Origin of the sequence: Bradyrhizobium sp. HKCCYLS1011 (assembly GCF_051167795.1) — a bacterium.
GTDB lineage: Bacteria > Pseudomonadota > Alphaproteobacteria > Rhizobiales > Xanthobacteraceae > Bradyrhizobium.
On record NZ_JBNPTT010000005.1, the window covers coordinates 1 to 17,380 of the forward strand.

A 17,380-nucleotide genomic window follows, 5' to 3' on the forward strand; every position below is an offset into this window, starting at 1 on the left:
AAATACAGTTGATAGAAGCGCTGCTTTTCGGTCCTCGGCATGACGGTGCTTGGTCGGTTGGGACCACGCACCTGAAACGGCACGCTCAAGCCAACGACGGCCCTAAATCGATCCGGTCTGAACAGAGCGCAGCGCCAGGCGACCGGCGCTCCCCAATCATGTCCGACAACGACTGCTTGATCCGTGCCGATCGCGTCGAGCAATCCGACCATGTCTCCGGTCAAATGCAATAGAGTGTATTGATCGATCGCATCAGGTTTGTCGGTCTGCCCGTAACCACGCATGTCGGGCGCGATGGCGCGATATCCGGCAACAGCGAGCGCTTCCAATTGGTGCCGCCACGAATACCAGCACTCCGGAAAGCCATGGCAGAGAAGCACGGTGGGGCCGCTCCCTGCTTCGGCCAGGTGCATTCGAATGCCATTTGTCTCGATAAATCGAAACGATATCGTCATTGCCAACCTCCGTAAGATCCGGCCACATTGTGAGCTCCAGCCACAACCGAGGTGGCTTCGCCGACACCAGTCGAACGGCGGACCGCCAAAACGACGTGCTCTAAGAATTTATTTTCGAGCCCGCACCGCGCCTCCGGCAGCATCGGCGCCAGGTCGGCTTCGGGTCAAAGGCTGCCCTCAGCAGGCAACATGCCCTTGGTCGGGTCATCTCTCGGAAGCGGATATCACACCGCTCCGAGCTGAGGTCAGCCACGGGGCCACTTCCGGACGCATGCATCGCAACGAATTGCGGCGTGTTCGATCCGTTCGTCGGGCACAAGCCGCACCTAGCTCATTCGGGCAGTCACACTTTCCGAGAGCCTCAATTGGCAGCTTTGACGGGCGGCTTCGGAGTCCGCGGGTCAGCGTTTCGTGGTCACCCAGGCCATGAACGCACCAGTCGCGTCCGCCCCGATGGCAATGCGCCCGAAATCGGGGACATCGAACGGCTGCCGGACGATCCTGCCGCCATTTCTCTCGATCTCGGCAATGCGCCGGTCGACATCGTCGACTTCGAGATAGCTCAACCAGTGCGGCGGATCGCCATCGGGAACGATTCCGCGCATGTCGAGGATGCCGGCGACCGGCTTGCCCTCCGCCTTGGCGATCCAGTAGGTGCGGTCCCGGTCCGGCATCGGCATGCCCTCGAACGTCCATCCGACTGTCGCGGCATAGAACGCCTTGGCCGCCTCGACATCCCGCGTGTACAGCTCGTTCCAGACGAAAATTCCGAGAGTCATGGCATCCTCCGTGTCATTGGGCTTGAACGGCACCGCCGTCGAAACCGACCTGGACCCAACTCGGCAGCGCCCACCCAGAGGACGAACGAGACCTTGCAAGCCCGACAGCGGGCGTCAACCTTGTCCTTCGCCCAGGCTCTATCTAATTGCGCAGGCGAGCGCGGGAATCAGTGCCAGGTCAGTTCTGGGGTCAATTCCGGACTCACGCACTGCAGCAAGTCGCATCCTATTCAAACATATCAGGCGCTGTCGCGAGCAGCGTCGGCGGAGCAACTGTTCGAGGAGGTAGTCAGGTCAAATAACGGCAATCTTGCGCATTTCGACGTTTGAGAAATACTCAACTTGCGCATCTGGCAGCTCTTCTCGGATGTGGTTCGTTATTGCAATTCCCTCCCGATCCAACTGCTGGTTCTTGGCCTTGTCGACAAACTGGAAGTAATGTGCATTTTCATATTCGAGCAACCACTCCGCAATTCGCTTCGCCAAATTGGGAGAAAGCCCCAGCTCGTTGGGATCGATATACCCCCCCGCTTTTGCATCTCGAATTCCTGTCCCCGATAGCATTCCGTCGACTATCAAACTGCGCTCGTTCATTTTTTCGGCCTAAAGGATCGATGATCAATGATGCTACTTTGTTACTCCGATTTCGAATACTCCATTTTTATCATTCACCGAGCCGGAGCAGGTAACTTGAATGGCCATTTGGCCTGATCCGGCGCGACATTGTCGAATGTCGGAGTTGGGTCACAAGCTGCCATTTGGTCCTAAACCGCCGGAGATCGGCTCTCGCCCAGACAGCCGACCGTCATACTGGAATGCCTGACGCCGCATGGGCACCTGCTGACCTGGGCGGATGCAGCAAGCAACCTGTTCGAAAACCCTTTCCCGGCAAAGCCGAAACTTGCAGCAGCTCGCAGCGACCCAAGGGGCCGATGAGGATCGCATGAGCCGGGCGCGCTTAGCGCCGAGAGGCGAGGGTTGGACCGGTGGTCCATGTTTGATCGGCGGGGCCGCTCTGCAGCGTCGCTCGCCTTTCGGCAATGGCATGATTGAACAGTTCAAGGACCAGACCGAATGCGGCCAGGTCCTCTTGTTCGATTGCTCCATCGTCGTAGGACTTGAGGGTCTCGCGAATGATCGCGTCGACTTCGCGTTGCCTTGTCAGCAGATCGTGTTCCGACCCAGCATTGTGAACCTCCGATATCGCGGCAAGAATGCGGTTGCGACAGCTGCTGTTGTCGTCCGGTTCGTCCCGGTTCAGATAGCGGCGCAGCCAGGCGGCGGCCGAACCGATGCCCGAAAGAAGAAGCAAGGCGAACCAGAAATAATCGCTGTACTTGTCCAGAAAGGTTCGCTCCGTGCCGTTGATGACCGCCGCGGCGCCCCGATGCACGGAGGGTTCAGTCTCCTTGTCCGTCTCGGGTTTCATGATGTGCGAAGCTCCGGCCACGCCTTGCGTGATCGTGTCGCGGATCGCGAAAAGCTGCCGATAGAAGGCGGCCGCTCTGGCTTCAGACAGTTCCTTTTTGGCCAAGATCAGGTGGTTGACGCTGATCGTGTCGACCTTGTCCTCCGGCCACGCCGGTTGCGCGTTGAAGACGCTGGCCGGAATTTCCTCGGCCTCGTAGCGCGCGTGCTTCAGAGCAATGGCCTCGGATGCTTCGATCGGAAGAAAGGTGGGAGCTCCGCGCGCTCGGGCAGTCGCGGCGATGGCGTCCGCCGTGATTTTGCTGTCGAGCGGACCGACGGCGAGATACGCATCAAGGGTGGGGTCCTGCGCAAGCTTATCGAGCTCGTCTGTCCCGAATTGAGCCGTGGCCACCTTATCGGGCTGCACGCCGGAGCCCTCCAGAATGGTCTGGAGGACTGCGACGTTTGCCCCGGTCCTGCCGATGATGCCGACCTTGTGACCCGCCAGATGCGCGATCTCTCCGATCTTGCCGCTGGCCTTCTTCTTGGGCTGGTTGCCGCGTCGCCCCGAGGGCGACCACAGGACGACGTAGTTCTTCCGCAGGATGGCCAAGGTTTGCGCGTCGGGCGGCATGCCAAGGTCACCGCGGCCGACCGCCAGGTCGGTTTTGTCGGCGGACAGCAGGGCGAGCGATTCAGCCGCTCCCCCGGTCGTGATCGGGGAGAGCCTGACAGTCCTACTTTCCTCCCTGAAAGCGTCGGCCATCGCCTGGACCACCTGGTAGTCGTCGCTCCCTGCGGGTCCAACGGCGATCCGGAGAGTCTCGGGCTGCAAGACGTAGAAGAGAGCGGCCGCGGCGACGCCAAAGGCAACAAATCCCAGAGCCAACACGATGAGCAACCTTCGTTGACGACCATCGTGAGCACTCCTGACTGGATCGGACGGTGACATCAGCGGACCCTCTGACAACAAACGCCTGTTGGGCTACAAGCGCGGCGGGAACTTGGGGGAACCGGTTTCTGTATGGAATGTTCCGCCGCGCGCATAGAGAGTTCACGAAAGGTGGCCAGCTTTGCGAAGGGGCGGTCGTTAGGCCGCCGAGTAAGCGAACTGAGTTACCTGATCGACTTTCGATTGGATGAACATGAATTCAGCAGCGGATTGATCAACGCCCATCTGCATTAACTCTTCGAGGCTGCTCGAAGGTCGGTCGAAAAGGATGATCTCACGTATCATTGCCGTTGGCCGATCGCGTCGTTTGGCTCATTGGTGGTCGCCATCGGAGCGAGGCGGGCAGGCGTTGGTGGTGCCAATGTCATGTCTGCCCCTTCGGCGTAGAGAGATACTTTGCCACTTTGCGGAAACATGGCGGTCGACAAGGGTCGTCAACGTCCCATCCTGTGACCTTGGTCAGGATTGCATGTCCCGGACTACACCAGCAGCGCATCTATTGCACTTGATTTACCTCGGCACCATCAGCAAGATCAGTTTGGACCACAAGAGGAGAAGCGCATGGCGCGTATTCTTGTCCTCGGTGCAGGCTTTGCCGGTCTGTGGGCCGCAATCGGGGCGGCCCGGAAGCTTCGAGAGCTAGGTCAACCATCGGCCGATGTCGAAATTCTCGTTGTCGACCGCAATCCCTATCACAATATCCGCGTGCGCAATTACGAGATCGATCTGAGCGAGGCGGCTATCCCACTAGCCGAACTGTTGGATCCGATCGGGGTGAAACATATGATTGGCGAGGTCCAGGGAATCGATATCGCCAAACAGCAGGTTGCGGTAGCAATGGGTCAAGCAACGCGCCAAGAGCCGCAGACGTTCGATTACGATCGCTTGGTGCTCACGCTTGGCAGCGAACTCGTGCGTCCGCCGATCCCTGGGCTCGCCGACCACAGCTTCGACGTCGATACCTATGCCTCGGCACGCCGGCTCGATGCGCATCTTGCTGCACTTGGCGACCAGCCCGCATCGGAGGAGCGTTCGACGGTCGTCATCGTCGGCGCCGGCTTCACCGGCATCGAAGTGGCGACCGAGATGCCCGCAAAGCTGGATCGGGCACGGGTGATGGGCGATCGGCGCATCGTTCTCGTTGATCCAAGTCCTGTCGTTGGTGCAACTATCGGGCCGAATGCGCGCCCGGTCATTGACGAGGCCTTGAAAGCACTCGGAATTGAGACTCGGCTGCAAGTGAGCGTCACGTCCCTCGATGCAGGTGGCGTCAGGCTCAGCTCCGGCGAGTTCGTCCCGACGATGACGGTGGTGTGGTGCACAGGCATGCGAGCGAGCCCACTCGCGGCTACACTGCGCGCTGAGCGGGACCGCTATGGTCGCCTTATGGTGGACCACTTCATGCGTGCGACGGAGCTGACAAACGTCTTTGCGGCCGGCGACATAGCTTCCGTCGTCGTCGATGGGGTCCATTCCACGGTGATGTCCTGTCAGTTCGCACGGCCGATGGGCCGCTTTGCCGGACACAACGTCGTCGCCGATCTGTTCGGACAGCCGATGCTTCCGCTGCACATCGACTGGTATGTCACCGTGCTCGATCTGGGCTCCTGGGGCGCTCTCTACACGGTCGGATGGGATCGCCAAGTCCGCACGACAGGCGCGTCGGCCAAGCAGACTAAGCAGACAATCAATCACGAGCGAATCTATCCGCCGCGCGGCGGCAAGCCTGAGGATCTGCTCGCTTCGGCTGCTCCTATCCTCCAGGCGCCACCGGCGGTGCGGGCTTAGGGTCTGTACCCAATTAACGGTGTGTGGTTCCCTCTCGTCGGATTAATTCGGCACGGGGACTTCGGTGCCCAAAGGGCTGTTTTGGCTGAACGACAAGCAGTGGCTCAGATTGAGCCGCATCTGCCCCGGTGCAGTCTCAGTCCGACTTCTGCATCGGGTCATTTTCGACGATTTCGTCGGGGAGGGTCGGCAGGTTCATGTCCGCTTGCCAGACAGCGCCTAGTCAAACAATCCGACGGGCAATCCGCGCATAAACGCCATGCCCCAACTGCCCGTCGTGCCAGTTTGTCGCGGACTTATCACTTGCGGCGTCGGGGAAATCACCGGCACATTTCCGCGCATCCGGGCCCGCCAAGAGGGGCGTTTCGCGATCGTCACGAACGTCGGGCCTGGGATGCGATGGGCGCGTGGCTCTGTAGCCTGAACTCACAGTCGGGCGGACGAACGGAGCGATGCGACGGCGAAATCGTGTGGTCCTGGTCTCCCGGTGCTGAGGCCAAGCGGGCGGGGATGATAATCCGTCCGTGACGGGGGCAATCAAGCCGGTCCCCGGGGAGATCACGTATAAGCCGTTCAAACCGTCGCGCAGGGAAGGCCGGGTCCGTCCGGCTGGACCTGTGGTACCTGCCGCCTGCATTTTTTTCGCAGGCGGGCCACGGGCCTCAGTCGAGGTCCGGTCTTCCCTGCGCCTCTTCTTCAACGAGAAGGGGACAACCTGACGCAAAGCCCGGGTGCAAGCCGCCGCGGGATCGCGAGCCTATGACTGTCATGCCGTGTCACCTGTCGCCCATCATCTCGGATCAGCCGGTCTCCGGATCGTGGGCGGGCGCATCGCCACGCCGCGGGTGCAGCTGGCGCGGCTCCCGCCGGGCTTGCCCGGGCATCTCACGAAGACGGGTGCGCTCCGGCGCGGCCGATCCGCCCCAGATGGGTGAAGCCAAACCCGTCCTGATATTTCAAACCGTAGCCAAGCGCGCGGTCGAAGCCGATATGGCCAAGCCAGATCGTCGCAAGCGCTGTCGCGAGCGGGTCTTCCAGCACGAGGCCCAGGGCGAGCAGGGCGCCCGGGAGGATGGTAATGTGGACGGCGTTGTAGATGGCCGCACCCAGCCGCGGCCCAAGGAGATAGCCGGCAAAGCTCAGATCGGGTGCGAAAAACAACAGCGCGAACAGCAACCAGGAGCTGCCGAAAAGCGCGTAGAAGGTGACGGCGCCGGCCAGCAGCGCGAGCCCCTCCAGCCGCAACAGCACCTTGACGCCGCCCTGGACCGCGCCGGGTACCTCTCTTGTCGCCTCGAAAACCGCTTGCGGCTGCGCAGACATGGTCATGATTTTCCTGCCAATTCCCTTCTGTGGGATGCGGGGCGGCGTTGCCGAAACCCGCTTTCCGGCTCCGAAACTGCCGTGTTAGAACGCACCCCAATATCACGAGACCGGCATTGGGCGGAGACGCATGAAGGACATCCTGGACACCCTTGAGACGCGGCGGGCGGGTGCACGCCTGGGCGGCGGCGAAAAGCGCATCGAGGCGCAGCATGCCCGCGGCAAATTGACCGCGCGCGAGCGCATCGAGCTTCTGCTCGACAAGGGATCTTTCGAGGAGTTCGACATGTTCGTCGAGCACCGCTCGACCGAGTTCGGCATGGAGAAGACCAAGGTGCCGGGCGACGGTGTCGTCACCGGCTGGGGCACGGTGAACGGCCGCAAGACCTTCGTCTTCGCCAAGGACTTCACCGTGTTCGGCGGCTCTCTGTCGGAGACGCATGCGCTGAAGATCACCAAGCTGCAGGACATGGCGATGAAGGCGCGGGCGCCGATCATCGGTCTCTATGACGCCGGTGGCGCGCGCATCCAGGAGGGCGTAGCCGCGCTCGCCGGCTATTCCTATGTGTTCCGCCGCAACGTCATTGCGTCCGGCGTGATCCCGCAGATCTCCGTTATTATGGGGCCTTGCGCCGGCGGCGACGTCTATTCGCCCGCCATGACCGACTTCATCTTCATGGTGAAGAACACCAGCTACATGTTTGTGACCGGGCCCGATGTGGTGAAGACCGTCACCAACGAGGTCGTTACCGCGGAAGAGCTCGGCGGCGCCTCGGTGCATGCGACGCGGTCCTCGATCGCGGACGGCGCCTTCGAGAACGACGTCGAGGCGCTGTTGCAGATGCGCCGGCTGATCGACTTCCTGCCCGCGAACAACAGCGACGGCGTGCCGGAATGGCCGAGCTTCGACGATATCGAGCGGGTCGACATGTCGCTTGACACGCTGATTCCCGACAATCCGAACAAGCCCTACGACATGAAGGAATTGATCCTGAAGGTCGTGGACGAGGGCGATTTCTTCGAGATCTCGGAAGCCTTCGCCAAGAACATCGTCACCGGCTTCGGCCGCATTGCCGGGCGCACCGTCGGCTTCGTTGCCAACCAGCCGATGGTGCTGGCGGGCGTGCTCGACAGCGATGCGTCACGGAAGGCGGCGCGCTTCGTCCGCTTCTGTGATGCCTTCAACATCCCGATCGTCACCTTTGTCGACGTTCCCGGCTTCCTGCCGGGCACCGCGCAGGAATATGGAGGGCTGATCAAGCACGGCGCCAAGCTCTTGTTCGCGTACTCGCAATGCACGGTGCCGCTGGTGACCGTCATCACCCGCAAGGCCTATGGCGGCGCCTTCGACGTCATGGCCTCGAAGGAGATCGGCGCCGACATGAACTACGCCTGGCCGACCGCGCAGATCGCGGTCATGGGCGCCAAGGGCGCGGTCGAGATCATCTTCCGCGCCGACATGGCCGATCCCGACAAGATCGCGGCGCGCACCAAGGAATATGAGGACCGGTTCCTGTCCCCTTTCATCGCGGCGGAACGCGGCTATATCGACGACGTTATCATGCCGCATTCGACCCGCCGTCGCATCGCCCGCGCGCTCGCCATGCTCAGAGACAAGAAGATGGAGATGCCGGCGAAGAAGCACGACAATCTGCCGTTATAACAAGGGGCAGGCGGCCAACGTCTGCACCGCAAATATCGGGGGAGGAGTGCAAGACGATGGACGCATTTCGCGACAACGAGGCCGCCAATCGCTTCGAGCTCGAGGTTGACGGCGTCACCGCCTTCGTCACCTACCGGAAGTCGCCGGGCGCGATCACGCTGGTGCACACGGAGGTGCCGCCGGAGCTCGGCGGCCGTGGCGTCGGCTCGAAGCTCGGCCGTGCCGCGCTCGATGCGGTCAGGGCACAGGGGCGCAAGCTCACCGTGGAATGCGATTTCATCCGCGGCCTGATGCGGAAAGTGCCGGACTATAACGATCTGCTGGCGCCGGGCGGTGCCGCCCGGACCTGACGGTTGCGACAGCGCCAGACGTCGTCTGGCGGTCGAAGCGGCTTCGCGAGGCCATGACGATGGTCTGGCGCCCCGATTGTTCCGGCGCTAAGCTTGCGGCGTTAACCACTCCTTAACGATGGATTTGCGGGACCCGGCCAAGGCGGCCTAGTTTCCGCCCGGGGGGTGGTCAGTCACAAGCGTTAGGGTGTGTGCCATGTTGCGTAGACCGTCGTATCGAACATCCTGGGCACTTGCCGTCTGTCTCGGCGCCGCAGCGCTGATCCTTTCGGTGGAAGCGGCCGCAGCACGGTCTGGAGGCGTGGTCAATGCCGGCGCCGCGCGCGGGGCTCCCGCCCATGTCGCAGGCCACGTACACGGCGCACGCGCGTTTCGCCTCCATCGCGGCTTCGTCAATGGCGGGTTCTGGCTCGGCGACGACGCCTACGCCTATGGTCCTTACGATGGCGCCCCGGCCGCCGAGGTGCCGCCGGCGCAGGGCCCGGCGGATGTGCACTACACCTACACTGAGGACGTGCCGTGGGACTGGGCGCACCGTTATCCGCCGAATGTCACACCGTCCGATCATCCCTATGTCTCGAGCTGTCCGACGGAGACCGTGACCGTGCCGGGACGGAGCGGCGAGCACACCGTCAACATCACCCGCTGCTATTGAGCCCGACTGATCTCATGCGCGGAAGCCCCCGGCATGCTCCGGCGGCGTCAACTTGAGTCATATCAACACAGCTTGATCGCGACAGCTTAAGTAACACGGAACGCCTTGCATTGCCGGGGCGTTCCTGTGACGAGGCCCGGACTCCTAGGCACTCCGGGCCTCGTCCTCTTCAAACCCGTCGTCGAGGCTCTTGCGCGCGAGAGCCGAGCTGTCCGCGCGCCATTTCTCTGCGGCGTCAATCCGTGCATAATGGAGCCGTCGTGGCCCTCGATCGGCCGCAGGCGCGCTGGCGCCGTATTCGACCGACGCTTCGGATTGAAGGACGCTGCGTGACGACAACCGCCCCATCCAGAGATCCCGGTGGCGCAGGCCTGTCGGCGCAATTTCCAGAACGCAGCGAGACGCAGCCGCCAGGCGCGCTCGAAACGAGGCATCTGTCGCGGCAGGTCGGCGGGCGCAGTCTCGTCAGCGACGTCAGCGTGCAGATCGGGCGTGGCGAGATCGTCGCGGTGGTCGGTCCCTCCGGCGCCGGCAAATCGTCGTTCCTGCGACTGCTCAACCGGCTCGACGAGCCGACCTCCGGCACCGTGCTGCTGCAATCCACCGATTACCGCACCATCGCCCCGCAGGAGCTGCGGCGGCGCGTCGGCATGGTGATGCAGACGGCCTATTTGTTTCCCGGCACCGTCGCCGCGAACATCGGCTTCGGCCCCCGACAGCGCGGCCAGGTTCTGCCGCACGACAATATTGTCGCGCTGCTCGCGCGCGTCGGGCTCGCCGGCTTTGCGGATCGCGACATCGGTCATCTCTCCGGCGGCGAAGCCCAGCGCGTGGCCTTGGCCCGGACGCTGGCCAACGCCCCCGAGGTGCTGCTGCTGGACGAGCCGACCTCGGCGCTGGATGAGGCCTTGGTGCGCGGCATCGAGGAGCTGATCCTCAGCATCGTCCGCGAACGTCAAATGACCTGCATCATCGTCACCCATAACCGGGCGCAGGCCGAGCGCATGGCAGGGCGGACGATGCTGATGGAGGCGGGAAGACTGGTGACGATCGGCCCGACCGCGGAGGTGCTGCATGCTGGCTGAGCTGCGCGAGATGATCGGCCACGACGTGATGGTGGGGCTCGCGCAGGCTGCCGGCGCCATCGCGCTGTGTGCCGCGGTCGTGCTGCTCTGCCGCTGGCAGGCGGTGCGCGTCGAGCGCGAGGCGGCGGTGTCGCTGTTGCGGGGCCTGGTGCAGATGGTGCTGGTCGGAATCGTGCTTGCCGTGCTGCTCAATGGCAGCCTCCTGATCGGTGCGCTGATCCTGCTTCTGATGACGGGCGCCGCGGCCGTGACTGCGGCCGGCCGGATCAAGGGCATGGGCGGCGCGCTGATGCTCTGCTTCTGGTCGATCGCAGCCGGGGCGGGAATCGTGCTCGCGGTCATGCTGGCGACCGGCAGCCTGCGCTCGCAGGTGGCGATGCTGGTGCCGGTCGGCAGCATGATCATTGCCAACGCCATGAATTCCTGCGCGCAGGCCATCGAACGCTTCCGCGCCGAGGTTACCGCTCATGTCGGGCAGGTCGAGGCTGCGCTGTCGCTCGGCGCCGAGCCCGCGGTCACGGTTGCGCCCTACTTGAGAAGCGCCGTCTATGCGAGCCTGCTGCCGCGGCTCGACATGATGAAGTCGCTGGGTCTGGTCTGGATCCCCGGCGTCATGGCCGGCATGGTGGTGTCGGGCGCGAGCCCGGTCTATGCGGGCATCTATCAGTTCATTATCGTTGCGATGATTCTGGCGGCGTCCGGCATCACCGGCCTGGTCGCCACCGTGCTGATGCGCAGGCGCGTCTTTTCGGCCGCAGCCCAGCTCTTGCTGCGGCCGGCGGAGGTAGCAGACAAGCCGGCTCCGGCGGGCTGAGGTTTCTGGAGCGGTCGACCTGTTTTTCTAGTGGGGGAATTTTGCGATGAAGATTGCTTTTCTGACTGGGGTACTGCTGCTGCTGTTTTCGACCGCGGCCGCCATGGCCGACGAGACGGTCACGGTCGGAGGCTCCCGCGCGGCCTTGATCAGGCCGGCTGCCGTGCGGGCAAGTGTGATCCTGCTGCCGGGCGGCGACGGCGCCATCAATGTCGGCGATCACGGCGACATCCACGGGCTGCTCGGCAATCAGCTGGTCCGCACGCGGAATGCCTATGCGGCGCGCGGTCTCGCCGTGCTGGTCGCGGATTACGGTACCGACCTCAAGGCCGCGGTCGACTATATGGCTGCGATCAAGCGGCCGGTCACGGTGATCGCGACCAGCCGCGGCACCCTGCGGGCCGCGCAGGGCATCGCGGGTGGTGCGCGACCCGACGCGCTGGTGCTGACCTCGGGCTTTCTCAGCCAGGAGTCCGGCAGCTCGTCGAACGTGATGTCGATCCTCGGTTCGCCGTCGGCGCTGCCGCGCACGCTGGTCATTCATCACACCAATGACGCCTGCAAGTTCACGCTGCCGGCCGGCGTCGATCCCTTCATCAAATGGTCCGGCGGTCGTGCCCGGGTGCGTTGGCTGTCAGGCGGCGCGGAGCAGAGCGATCCCTGCGAGGCCCGCGGCCACCACGGTTTCAACGGCCTCGACGGCCAGGTGGTCGGGCTGGCCGCCGGTTTCCGCTAAGGAGCAAGCTTCGCCAGCGTGCCCTTGCGTGCGGCCTCGACGGATCGCTCCGCGTCCTCCGGCAGCAGCAGGCGTTCGGCCACGGCGCGTGCGCTCTCGCGACCGACGGCCGCGACGTAGCCCTCGTCATTGGCATAGCGCGCCTCGATCGAAGGGCGCGGATCGTTGGCGTCCTTTCGCGCCGCCTCGGTTGGTGCGAACGGCACCACCGCGCCCTGCAGCGGATAGAGTGCGCCGGCGCCGTAGCCCGGCGCGCGCGGATTCCAGCCGGTGTAAGTCGCGCGCGGCACCGCGATCGCCGGCATGTGCACGCCCGCAATCGCGAGCCCGTCATCATCGGTCTTCGGTACGAACACGGGATAGCGCCCGATCTCCCTTGGCGGCAGCACGCTCTGGTCGGAGACCACGTCAGGCAGATATTGGGCGCGATACGGCAGGCCGGGGATATTCGTCGGCACTGCGCCTTCGGCTGCGACAAGCGTGCCCTGCGAACGCATCGGCACGCGGCTCGAGGGCGGTGGGACCCCGTCCGAAATCCAGCTCTGCAGATCGGTGAGCAGCGCGCGCAGCGGTGCGCCCGCATGCATCGGATTCTGTGGCAGCGCCAGCGCCTTGTTGTCGGACCGCATATGGTCGCTGGGCTCGGCGAAATGCGGCGTGCCGGCGATCATGTAGGCGCGAACATTGTCGGGCAGGTCGAGATGATCGCCTGCGAGATCGGTCACCAGGAGAGAAGCGTGCGACGACCACCATTCAAGCTCGGTGTCGGTTTGCATCACCTTCGGGCAGGTCGACGACAGCGCGCAGCGCCGCAACAGGCCGTCCGTGCGGCCGGAGAGCGGATCGCTGAGCGTGGCATAGGTGAACGGAAATTGATCGGCCATCCAACCCGGGTCCTGCGGATGGCGTGGCACGCGGCCGGGCTGGCCGAACCGCATATTGGTTGCCATCCTTCGCGTGCCCGCGATGTGTGGCATCAGGCCGTCGAACACCATCCGGCCGTGCTCGTCTTCATTGAAGCCGAGATACAGGAAGTCGCGCAGGAAGCGGCCGGACTGAGAGATGCCAAAGCCGATGGCGCGGCTCACGCTGGGATGCAGGCCGTTGAGCAGCGGGTTCGCCGATGTGGTGTCGCGCCGCAGGAAGCTGGTGATGTCGCGCACGGCGGCAAAGCCCATGCCGAGCGGCACCGGATCGCGCGCGGCATAGGTGATCTCATAGATCGCGCCTGCGTCGAACCCCTCTGGTCTCGTGATCTCGACGGTCACGGGATCGACCAGCCTGGCCGCAAGTCCTGGCGGTGTCTGCCATGGATCCGCCCAGGCCGCGCGCACGGTGACATTGAGATTGGCGGGATCGGCGGCGGGCCAGGTCAGCGTGGTGCGAGCGGGGTTCGTCGTGTTGTCGAACACGACCTCCTCACGGGCAGGTCCCGTGACGCCCTTCAGCACAGGCGCGGTCATCGCCATCGAGCCAGGAAGCTTAGAAGGAATATCGCCCTGCCAGCCGATCCAGACCATCGTGTAGCCCTGCCGGTGCAGGAAGCCGATGCCGGCGTCGTCCGGCGTCTCGGCGCGGGTGGCACCGGGCTGCGGGGAATCGTCGAACAGTTGCGGCGCGAGCTTGCGGCCGCGATTGGGAGCCTCCACGAACAGCGTGCCGTTGGCGTGGCTCGGGTCGGCAGGACGCAGGATCACGACGTCGGCGGTGGCCTCGACGCGGCCGCCCGCGTCGCGCGGCGCTTGCGCCAGATCGACGATGACCGCGTTGCGATCATCTTTCGGGTCGAGCGCGATCGTGGCCTTTGCCGTGATCCGCTCGTAGCCGCCGACTGCTCCGAAGCTGCGTCCAACGAAAGCCGGCATTCGTTCGAGAACCTCGAACCTGATGACCTCGGCCCGCAGCGACGCCGGCACAAAGGACGTTGGCAGCAGGCAGGCGGTCGCGATTGCGGCCGTTGCGATCCGACGCATGGTCCGTACCTCCCCTTGATGCGCCGAGGTTCGATCCTCTTCGCGCGGTATTTCGCTCCCGCAGACTTTCTACCTCATCGGGTCGATCGAGCGATAGACCGTCGGCGTCGCGATCACCGCGATGTGCCCATGTCAGGCCGGTCGTCCCGCATCGTCGCTTCGTGGCGGTTGGTCAGGTTCCAGGCTTCGTGGCGAACGCTGGCGATTCAGCACGGCACGGCTGGATGATCTCTCATACTGATCGGAGGAGACCGATGCCCACCGCCATCTTCGTTGTTCGCGCGACCGTCAGCGATGCTGCAAAGCGTGACGCGTTCGACCGTTGGTATCGCGATGTTCACTTGCCGGACGCGTCAAGAGTTTTGGTGCGCGCAAAGCGTGGCGGCTGTGGAGCCTCACCGGATCCTGCAGTGCACCAGGCGCTCTATGAGTTCGATGACGTCGCGGCGATGGAGCGCGCCGTCGGCGGTGCCGAGATGCAGCGACTGATTGCCGACTTCAACAGCGATTGGCCGGAGGTCGCGCGCACGCGCGAGAGCTTCGTCGTGGCGGAGATGTTTTCGAGATAGTCGATGCAGGGCGGCGCATGACTAACAGTATCCGGCAGTGATGCTCCGGCATCCGGTCCCAGATTACGGTACCAAGTCGAACCATGAAATCTTTGTCATCTGACCCGCGCAGTTCAGCGCGCATTCAGGTGGTGGCGTCCAAGCTTGCTCTCGATCTGCTTGGAATCTCATGGAGGACGACATGGACCGTCGGAGCTTTCTAAATCTCGCCATCGCCTTGGGATGTGTGGTCGCCGCAGGCGCCACAATGGTCGCGACCCCATCGAGCGCAGCGCCGCTGTCGCCTGCGCCGCTCGCCGACACGGCGCCGGCTGCGGTCACCGGTAACGTGCAACGGGCGCTGACGACGGCCGACGAGGTAGGCCAGCTCGCGCCGCAACAGGTTCGCTGGGGCCATCACGGCTATCATGGCCGCGGTCACCACTGGGGCTGGCGTCACCATCATTGGCACCATCGTCACTGGGGCTGGCATCACCGCCATCATGGTTGGCATCGCCATTGGTGAGCCTGCGTCACGGCAGGCGTCAGTGAACCTAAGCCGCCATCACCTGACCTAACCCTTGAACCGCCGCTTCCGGCGCGCTCACAGAAAAGGACGTATCGATGAAGATGCTTGCTGCTTCTGCCTTGGCCCTTGGCCTCGGCCTGTTCGGCCTCACCGGCGCGCAGGCCGCGCCGCTGGCGCCGGTCGTGCCGGCGATCGATCAGGCGGCCTCGTTCGGCGAGATCATTCTGGTCGCACAGGGCTGCGGCCCGGGCTGGCATCGCGGCCCCTATGGTGCCTGTCGCCCGCTCTACAGCTGCCCGCCCGGCTGGCACAGCGGCCCCTTCGGCAAGCGTTGCTTCCGCAACTGGTAAGCTGACCTGCGCCGTGAGAGACGATCGAAAGCTGCCAGTGCCTCTCACTGGCAGCTTTCGATCATGGCCTCATCTTTTGCTACTTGCCGAGAAAGTCCAGCAGCAGCGCGTCATATTTCTCACGCGCCTCCAGGAACACGAGATGCCCGGTGTCGGGAATGACCTCGGCGCGCGCGTTCGGCATCAGCTTGGCCAGCGCGACCGCAAGCTCGGCATTCTTGCCCATCTTGGCTCGCAGCGCCTCCGGCGCGTAGGGACGTCCCGGTGCGTTGTGATCGTCTGCACCCATGATGAACAGCGTCGGCTGCGACACCAGCGGGATCTCGTGGACGACAGGCTCGCGATAGATCATCTGGTAGGAGGCGACGAAGGCGCGCAGCCAGCGCGGATAGTCGGCGCTGCCCTTGATGTTGAAGCGCGCCTCGATATAGGGCGTCACCTGGTCCGGCGGCAGCTTTAACGCGTAGTTGGTCTCGAGCTGCTTGCGGTAGCCTTCCGCGGTCAGCCTGTCCTCGGCCTCGAGGATCTTCTCGGTCGGAACCGGCGGCACGGAGAGCCGGTAATCCTCGAGCCCGATCGGCGCGGTCAGGACCAGATGCGCGATCCGGTCGGGATAGGCGCGCGCGATGCGGACCGCGAGCATGCCGCCGGTCGAATGCGCGACCACCTCGGCTTTCGCGATACCGAGATGATCGAGCAGGCCCATGGTGTTGCGGGCGAGAGTGTCGAAATGCAGATCGCCGGATTGCTTGGAGGATTTGCCGAAGCCGATCTGGTCGGGCACCACGACGCGGAAGCCGGCGTCCGTCAGCGTCTTGATCACCGGAGCCCAATAGCTCGATGGGAAATTGCGGCCGTGCAGGAGCAAAGCGGTGCGGCCGTTCGGCTGCGCCGGCGCGACGTCCATATAGGCCATCTGCAGCTGCTCGCCATCATTGGTGACCGGGAAGAGCTGCACGGGATAAGGGTAGGGGAAGCCCTCGAGGTTGATGCCGTAAGGCTCCCGCGGCGGCGTCTCGGCGGCGAACGCGGGTAGAGAGGAGGTGGCGAGCAAGGCGGCGCACAGCGCGCCGAAGACAAAGCGGGTCATTGAGAGTCCGGCAATCGGGGAGCGTTGCAGCCCATCAACACGCGAAGCTGACGGGCGTTTCTCAGATAGGGGCAACTTCATCCGCGCGCAGCTAAACTGCGCGTGATTGTCAGCTCTTGGCCGGTCCGAACAGCTCGGCGAAATGTTTCTCGCCATTGCGGCTGAAATTGACCACGCGGCTGCCCGGCGTCGCATCGCGTGCCGCCCATTTCAGTTCGGTGAAGCGGCGCATCAGCGCAGCGCCCAGGGTGCCGGCGAGATGATGGCGCCGCTCGCTCCAATCGAGACAGGCCTTGCACACCGGACGACGCGGATGAGCCAGCATGTCGGGCGAAATCTGCAGGCGCGCTGCCAGGAACTGTTCGCCTTCCGGGGTCAGGCTGATCTCCTGCTTGCGATGGCGGACCAGCTTCTGGTTCGTCATGCTGTCGAGCATCTGCACGCCGAGATCGCCGGCGAGATGGTCGTAGCAGATGCGAGCGCGCCGCAGCGCCGGCTCCTTCGGTCCGGTCCTGACTCGCATATGGCCGGCGCGCGCGGCCAAGCCCGCGAGCCGCTCGATCACATCGGCGACGTCGTCGTCGGCCAGCCGATAGTAGCGGTGGCGGCCCTGCTTTTCCGGCTCGATCAGGCCGCCGGTCTCGAGCTTCGCGAGATGCGAGCTTGCGGTCTGCGGCGTGACGCCGGCCTCCTGGGCGAGCTCGGTTGCAGTGAGCGCGCGCCCCGAGAGCAGCGCCGTCAGCATGTTGGCGCGGGCGGGATCGCCGACCAGGGCGGCGACCATGGCAATGTCGGGTCCTGATTTCATGCTTCGATCATAGCCGAAGCGTTGATGCGCGGCAAGCGGCTAGATTGCGGACACGGCAATTCAATGGAGGCT

Annotated in this window: 17 protein-coding genes and 1 pseudogene; 10 read left to right on the forward strand and 8 right to left on the reverse strand. The window is 64.0% G+C overall.

Annotated features, from left to right (window positions below):
• The 4 genes from ACQR1W_RS16990 to ACQR1W_RS17005 all read right to left on the reverse strand — a co-directional run.
• Positions 1-455 (reverse strand): alpha/beta fold hydrolase (locus ACQR1W_RS16990; RefSeq protein ID WP_434851871.1); only part of this gene is annotated, 455 nt, incomplete at its 3' end.
• Between the two features lie 401 nt (positions 456-856).
• Positions 857-1,234 (reverse strand): VOC family protein, encoded by a 378-nt coding sequence (locus ACQR1W_RS16995; protein WP_434851872.1) that lies wholly within the window; start codon positions 1,232-1,234, stop codon positions 857-859.
• 294 nt (positions 1,235-1,528) lie between these two features.
• The gene (locus ACQR1W_RS17000) at positions 1,529-1,828 is read right to left on the reverse strand and encodes a hypothetical protein (protein WP_434851873.1); all 300 of its coding nucleotides are present in this window, start codon (positions 1,826-1,828) and stop codon (positions 1,529-1,531) included.
• A 364-nt stretch (positions 1,829-2,192) separates the two neighbouring features.
• Positions 2,193-3,596 (reverse strand): TAXI family TRAP transporter solute-binding subunit, encoded by a 1,404-nt coding sequence (locus ACQR1W_RS17005; protein WP_434851874.1) that lies wholly within the window; start codon positions 3,594-3,596, stop codon positions 2,193-2,195.
• 561 nt (positions 3,597-4,157) lie between these two features.
• On the opposite strand from ACQR1W_RS17005, the gene ACQR1W_RS17010 reads away from it, so the two are divergent.
• Positions 4,158-5,384 carry an NAD(P)/FAD-dependent oxidoreductase gene (locus ACQR1W_RS17010; protein WP_434852483.1) on the forward strand — a complete coding sequence of 409 codons (1,227 nt, stop codon included), beginning with the start codon at positions 4,158-4,160 and terminating at the stop codon, positions 5,382-5,384.
• An 885-nt stretch (positions 5,385-6,269) separates the two neighbouring features.
• Here the strand turns inward: ACQR1W_RS17010 and ACQR1W_RS17015 are convergent.
• Positions 6,270-6,713: a DUF4260 domain-containing protein gene (locus ACQR1W_RS17015; RefSeq protein ID WP_434851875.1), complete on the reverse strand. Its 444-nt coding sequence runs from the start codon at positions 6,711-6,713 to the stop codon at positions 6,270-6,272.
• A gap of 124 nt (positions 6,714-6,837) precedes the next feature.
• On the opposite strand from ACQR1W_RS17015, the gene ACQR1W_RS17020 reads away from it, so the two are divergent.
• The 6 genes from ACQR1W_RS17020 (at position 6,838) to ACQR1W_RS17045 (ending at position 12,010) form a co-directional block, all read left to right on the forward strand.
• Positions 6,838-8,370, forward strand: a complete 1,533-nt coding sequence (locus tag ACQR1W_RS17020; RefSeq protein WP_008972417.1) for an acyl-CoA carboxylase subunit beta — start codon at positions 6,838-6,840, stop codon at positions 8,368-8,370.
• Positions 8,371-8,426: 56 nt separating this feature from the next.
• Positions 8,427-8,720: a GNAT family N-acetyltransferase gene (locus ACQR1W_RS17025; protein ID WP_434851876.1), complete on the forward strand. Its 294-nt coding sequence runs from the start codon at positions 8,427-8,429 to the stop codon at positions 8,718-8,720.
• Positions 8,721-8,916: 196 nt separating this feature from the next.
• Positions 8,917-9,375, forward strand: coding sequence for a hypothetical protein (locus ACQR1W_RS17030; RefSeq protein WP_434851877.1), 459 nt, complete (start codon positions 8,917-8,919; stop codon positions 9,373-9,375).
• A gap of 329 nt (positions 9,376-9,704) precedes the next feature.
• Positions 9,705-10,460, forward strand: coding sequence for an ABC transporter ATP-binding protein (locus tag ACQR1W_RS17035; protein WP_434851878.1), 756 nt, complete (start codon positions 9,705-9,707; stop codon positions 10,458-10,460).
• Positions 10,450-11,274 carry an ABC transporter permease gene (locus ACQR1W_RS17040; protein WP_434851879.1) on the forward strand — a complete coding sequence of 275 codons (825 nt, stop codon included), beginning with the start codon at positions 10,450-10,452 and terminating at the stop codon, positions 11,272-11,274. The genes ACQR1W_RS17035 and ACQR1W_RS17040 overlap by 11 nt, the downstream gene beginning before the upstream one ends.
• 46 nt (positions 11,275-11,320) lie before the next feature.
• Positions 11,321-12,010, forward strand: coding sequence for an alpha/beta hydrolase (locus tag ACQR1W_RS17045; protein WP_434851880.1), 690 nt, complete (start codon positions 11,321-11,323; stop codon positions 12,008-12,010).
• On the opposite strand, the gene ACQR1W_RS17050 is transcribed toward ACQR1W_RS17045, so the two are convergent.
• The gene (locus ACQR1W_RS17050; protein ID WP_434851881.1) at positions 12,007-13,983 is read right to left on the reverse strand and encodes an alpha/beta hydrolase domain-containing protein; all 1,977 of its coding nucleotides are present in this window, start codon (positions 13,981-13,983) and stop codon (positions 12,007-12,009) included. The two genes, ACQR1W_RS17045 and ACQR1W_RS17050, sit on opposite strands and share 4 nt — an antisense overlap.
• 254 nt (positions 13,984-14,237) lie before the next feature.
• Between ACQR1W_RS17050 and ACQR1W_RS17055 the strand changes: the two are divergent.
• The 3 genes and pseudogenes from ACQR1W_RS17055 (at position 14,238) to ACQR1W_RS17065 (ending at position 15,410) form a co-directional block, all read left to right on the forward strand.
• Positions 14,238-14,552, forward strand: a pseudogene (locus ACQR1W_RS17055) (hypothetical protein).
• Between the two features lie 181 nt (positions 14,553-14,733).
• Positions 14,734-15,057, forward strand: a complete 324-nt coding sequence (locus tag ACQR1W_RS17060) for a hypothetical protein (RefSeq protein WP_434851882.1) — start codon at positions 14,734-14,736, stop codon at positions 15,055-15,057.
• Between the two features lie 98 nt (positions 15,058-15,155).
• Complete coding sequence (locus ACQR1W_RS17065; RefSeq protein WP_434851883.1) at positions 15,156-15,410, forward strand: GCG_CRPN prefix-to-repeats domain-containing protein; 255 nt, start codon at positions 15,156-15,158, stop codon at positions 15,408-15,410.
• A gap of 79 nt (positions 15,411-15,489) precedes the next feature.
• Here ACQR1W_RS17065 and ACQR1W_RS17070 read toward each other — a convergent pair whose 3' ends face one another.
• Together ACQR1W_RS17070 and ACQR1W_RS17075 are read right to left on the reverse strand one after the other, a co-directional pair.
• On the reverse strand, positions 15,490-16,500 hold the full coding sequence (locus ACQR1W_RS17070; RefSeq protein WP_434851884.1) for an alpha/beta fold hydrolase: 1,011 nt from the start codon (positions 16,498-16,500) through the stop codon (positions 15,490-15,492).
• 109 nt (positions 16,501-16,609) lie between these two features.
• Positions 16,610-17,308 carry an ArsR/SmtB family transcription factor gene (locus tag ACQR1W_RS17075; protein ID WP_175361157.1) on the reverse strand — a complete coding sequence of 233 codons (699 nt, stop codon included), beginning with the start codon at positions 17,306-17,308 and terminating at the stop codon, positions 16,610-16,612.
• Between the last annotated feature and the right edge of the window lie 72 nt (positions 17,309-17,380).

What these genes read in the sequence shown, in the direction of transcription:
- ACQR1W_RS16995 (WP_434851872.1), bottom strand. Translation starts at nt 1,234, where the DNA reads ATGACTCTCGGAATTTTCGTCTGGAACGAGCTGTACACGCGGGATGTC.
- ACQR1W_RS17000 (WP_434851873.1), bottom strand. Translation starts at nt 1,828, where the DNA reads ATGAACGAGCGCAGTTTGATAGTCGACGGAATGCTATCGGGGACAGGA.
- ACQR1W_RS17005 (WP_434851874.1), bottom strand. Translation starts at nt 3,596, where the DNA reads ATGTCACCGTCCGATCCAGTCAGGAGTGCTCACGATGGTCGTCAACGA.
- ACQR1W_RS17010 (WP_434852483.1), top strand. Translation starts at nt 4,158, where the DNA reads ATGGCGCGTATTCTTGTCCTCGGTGCAGGCTTTGCCGGTCTGTGGGCC.
- ACQR1W_RS17015 (WP_434851875.1), bottom strand. Translation starts at nt 6,713, where the DNA reads ATGACCATGTCTGCGCAGCCGCAAGCGGTTTTCGAGGCGACAAGAGAG.
- ACQR1W_RS17020 (WP_008972417.1), top strand. Translation starts at nt 6,838, where the DNA reads ATGAAGGACATCCTGGACACCCTTGAGACGCGGCGGGCGGGTGCACGC.
- ACQR1W_RS17025 (WP_434851876.1), top strand. Translation starts at nt 8,427, where the DNA reads ATGGACGCATTTCGCGACAACGAGGCCGCCAATCGCTTCGAGCTCGAG.
- ACQR1W_RS17030 (WP_434851877.1), top strand. Translation starts at nt 8,917, where the DNA reads ATGTTGCGTAGACCGTCGTATCGAACATCCTGGGCACTTGCCGTCTGT.
- ACQR1W_RS17040 (WP_434851879.1), top strand. Translation starts at nt 10,450, where the DNA reads ATGCTGGCTGAGCTGCGCGAGATGATCGGCCACGACGTGATGGTGGGG.
- ACQR1W_RS17045 (WP_434851880.1), top strand. Translation starts at nt 11,321, where the DNA reads ATGAAGATTGCTTTTCTGACTGGGGTACTGCTGCTGCTGTTTTCGACC.
- ACQR1W_RS17050 (WP_434851881.1), bottom strand. Translation starts at nt 13,983, where the DNA reads ATGCGTCGGATCGCAACGGCCGCAATCGCGACCGCCTGCCTGCTGCCA.
- ACQR1W_RS17060 (WP_434851882.1), top strand. Translation starts at nt 14,734, where the DNA reads ATGGACCGTCGGAGCTTTCTAAATCTCGCCATCGCCTTGGGATGTGTG.
- ACQR1W_RS17065 (WP_434851883.1), top strand. Translation starts at nt 15,156, where the DNA reads ATGAAGATGCTTGCTGCTTCTGCCTTGGCCCTTGGCCTCGGCCTGTTC.
- ACQR1W_RS17070 (WP_434851884.1), bottom strand. Translation starts at nt 16,500, where the DNA reads ATGACCCGCTTTGTCTTCGGCGCGCTGTGCGCCGCCTTGCTCGCCACC.
- ACQR1W_RS17075 (WP_175361157.1), bottom strand. Translation starts at nt 17,308, where the DNA reads ATGAAATCAGGACCCGACATTGCCATGGTCGCCGCCCTGGTCGGCGAT.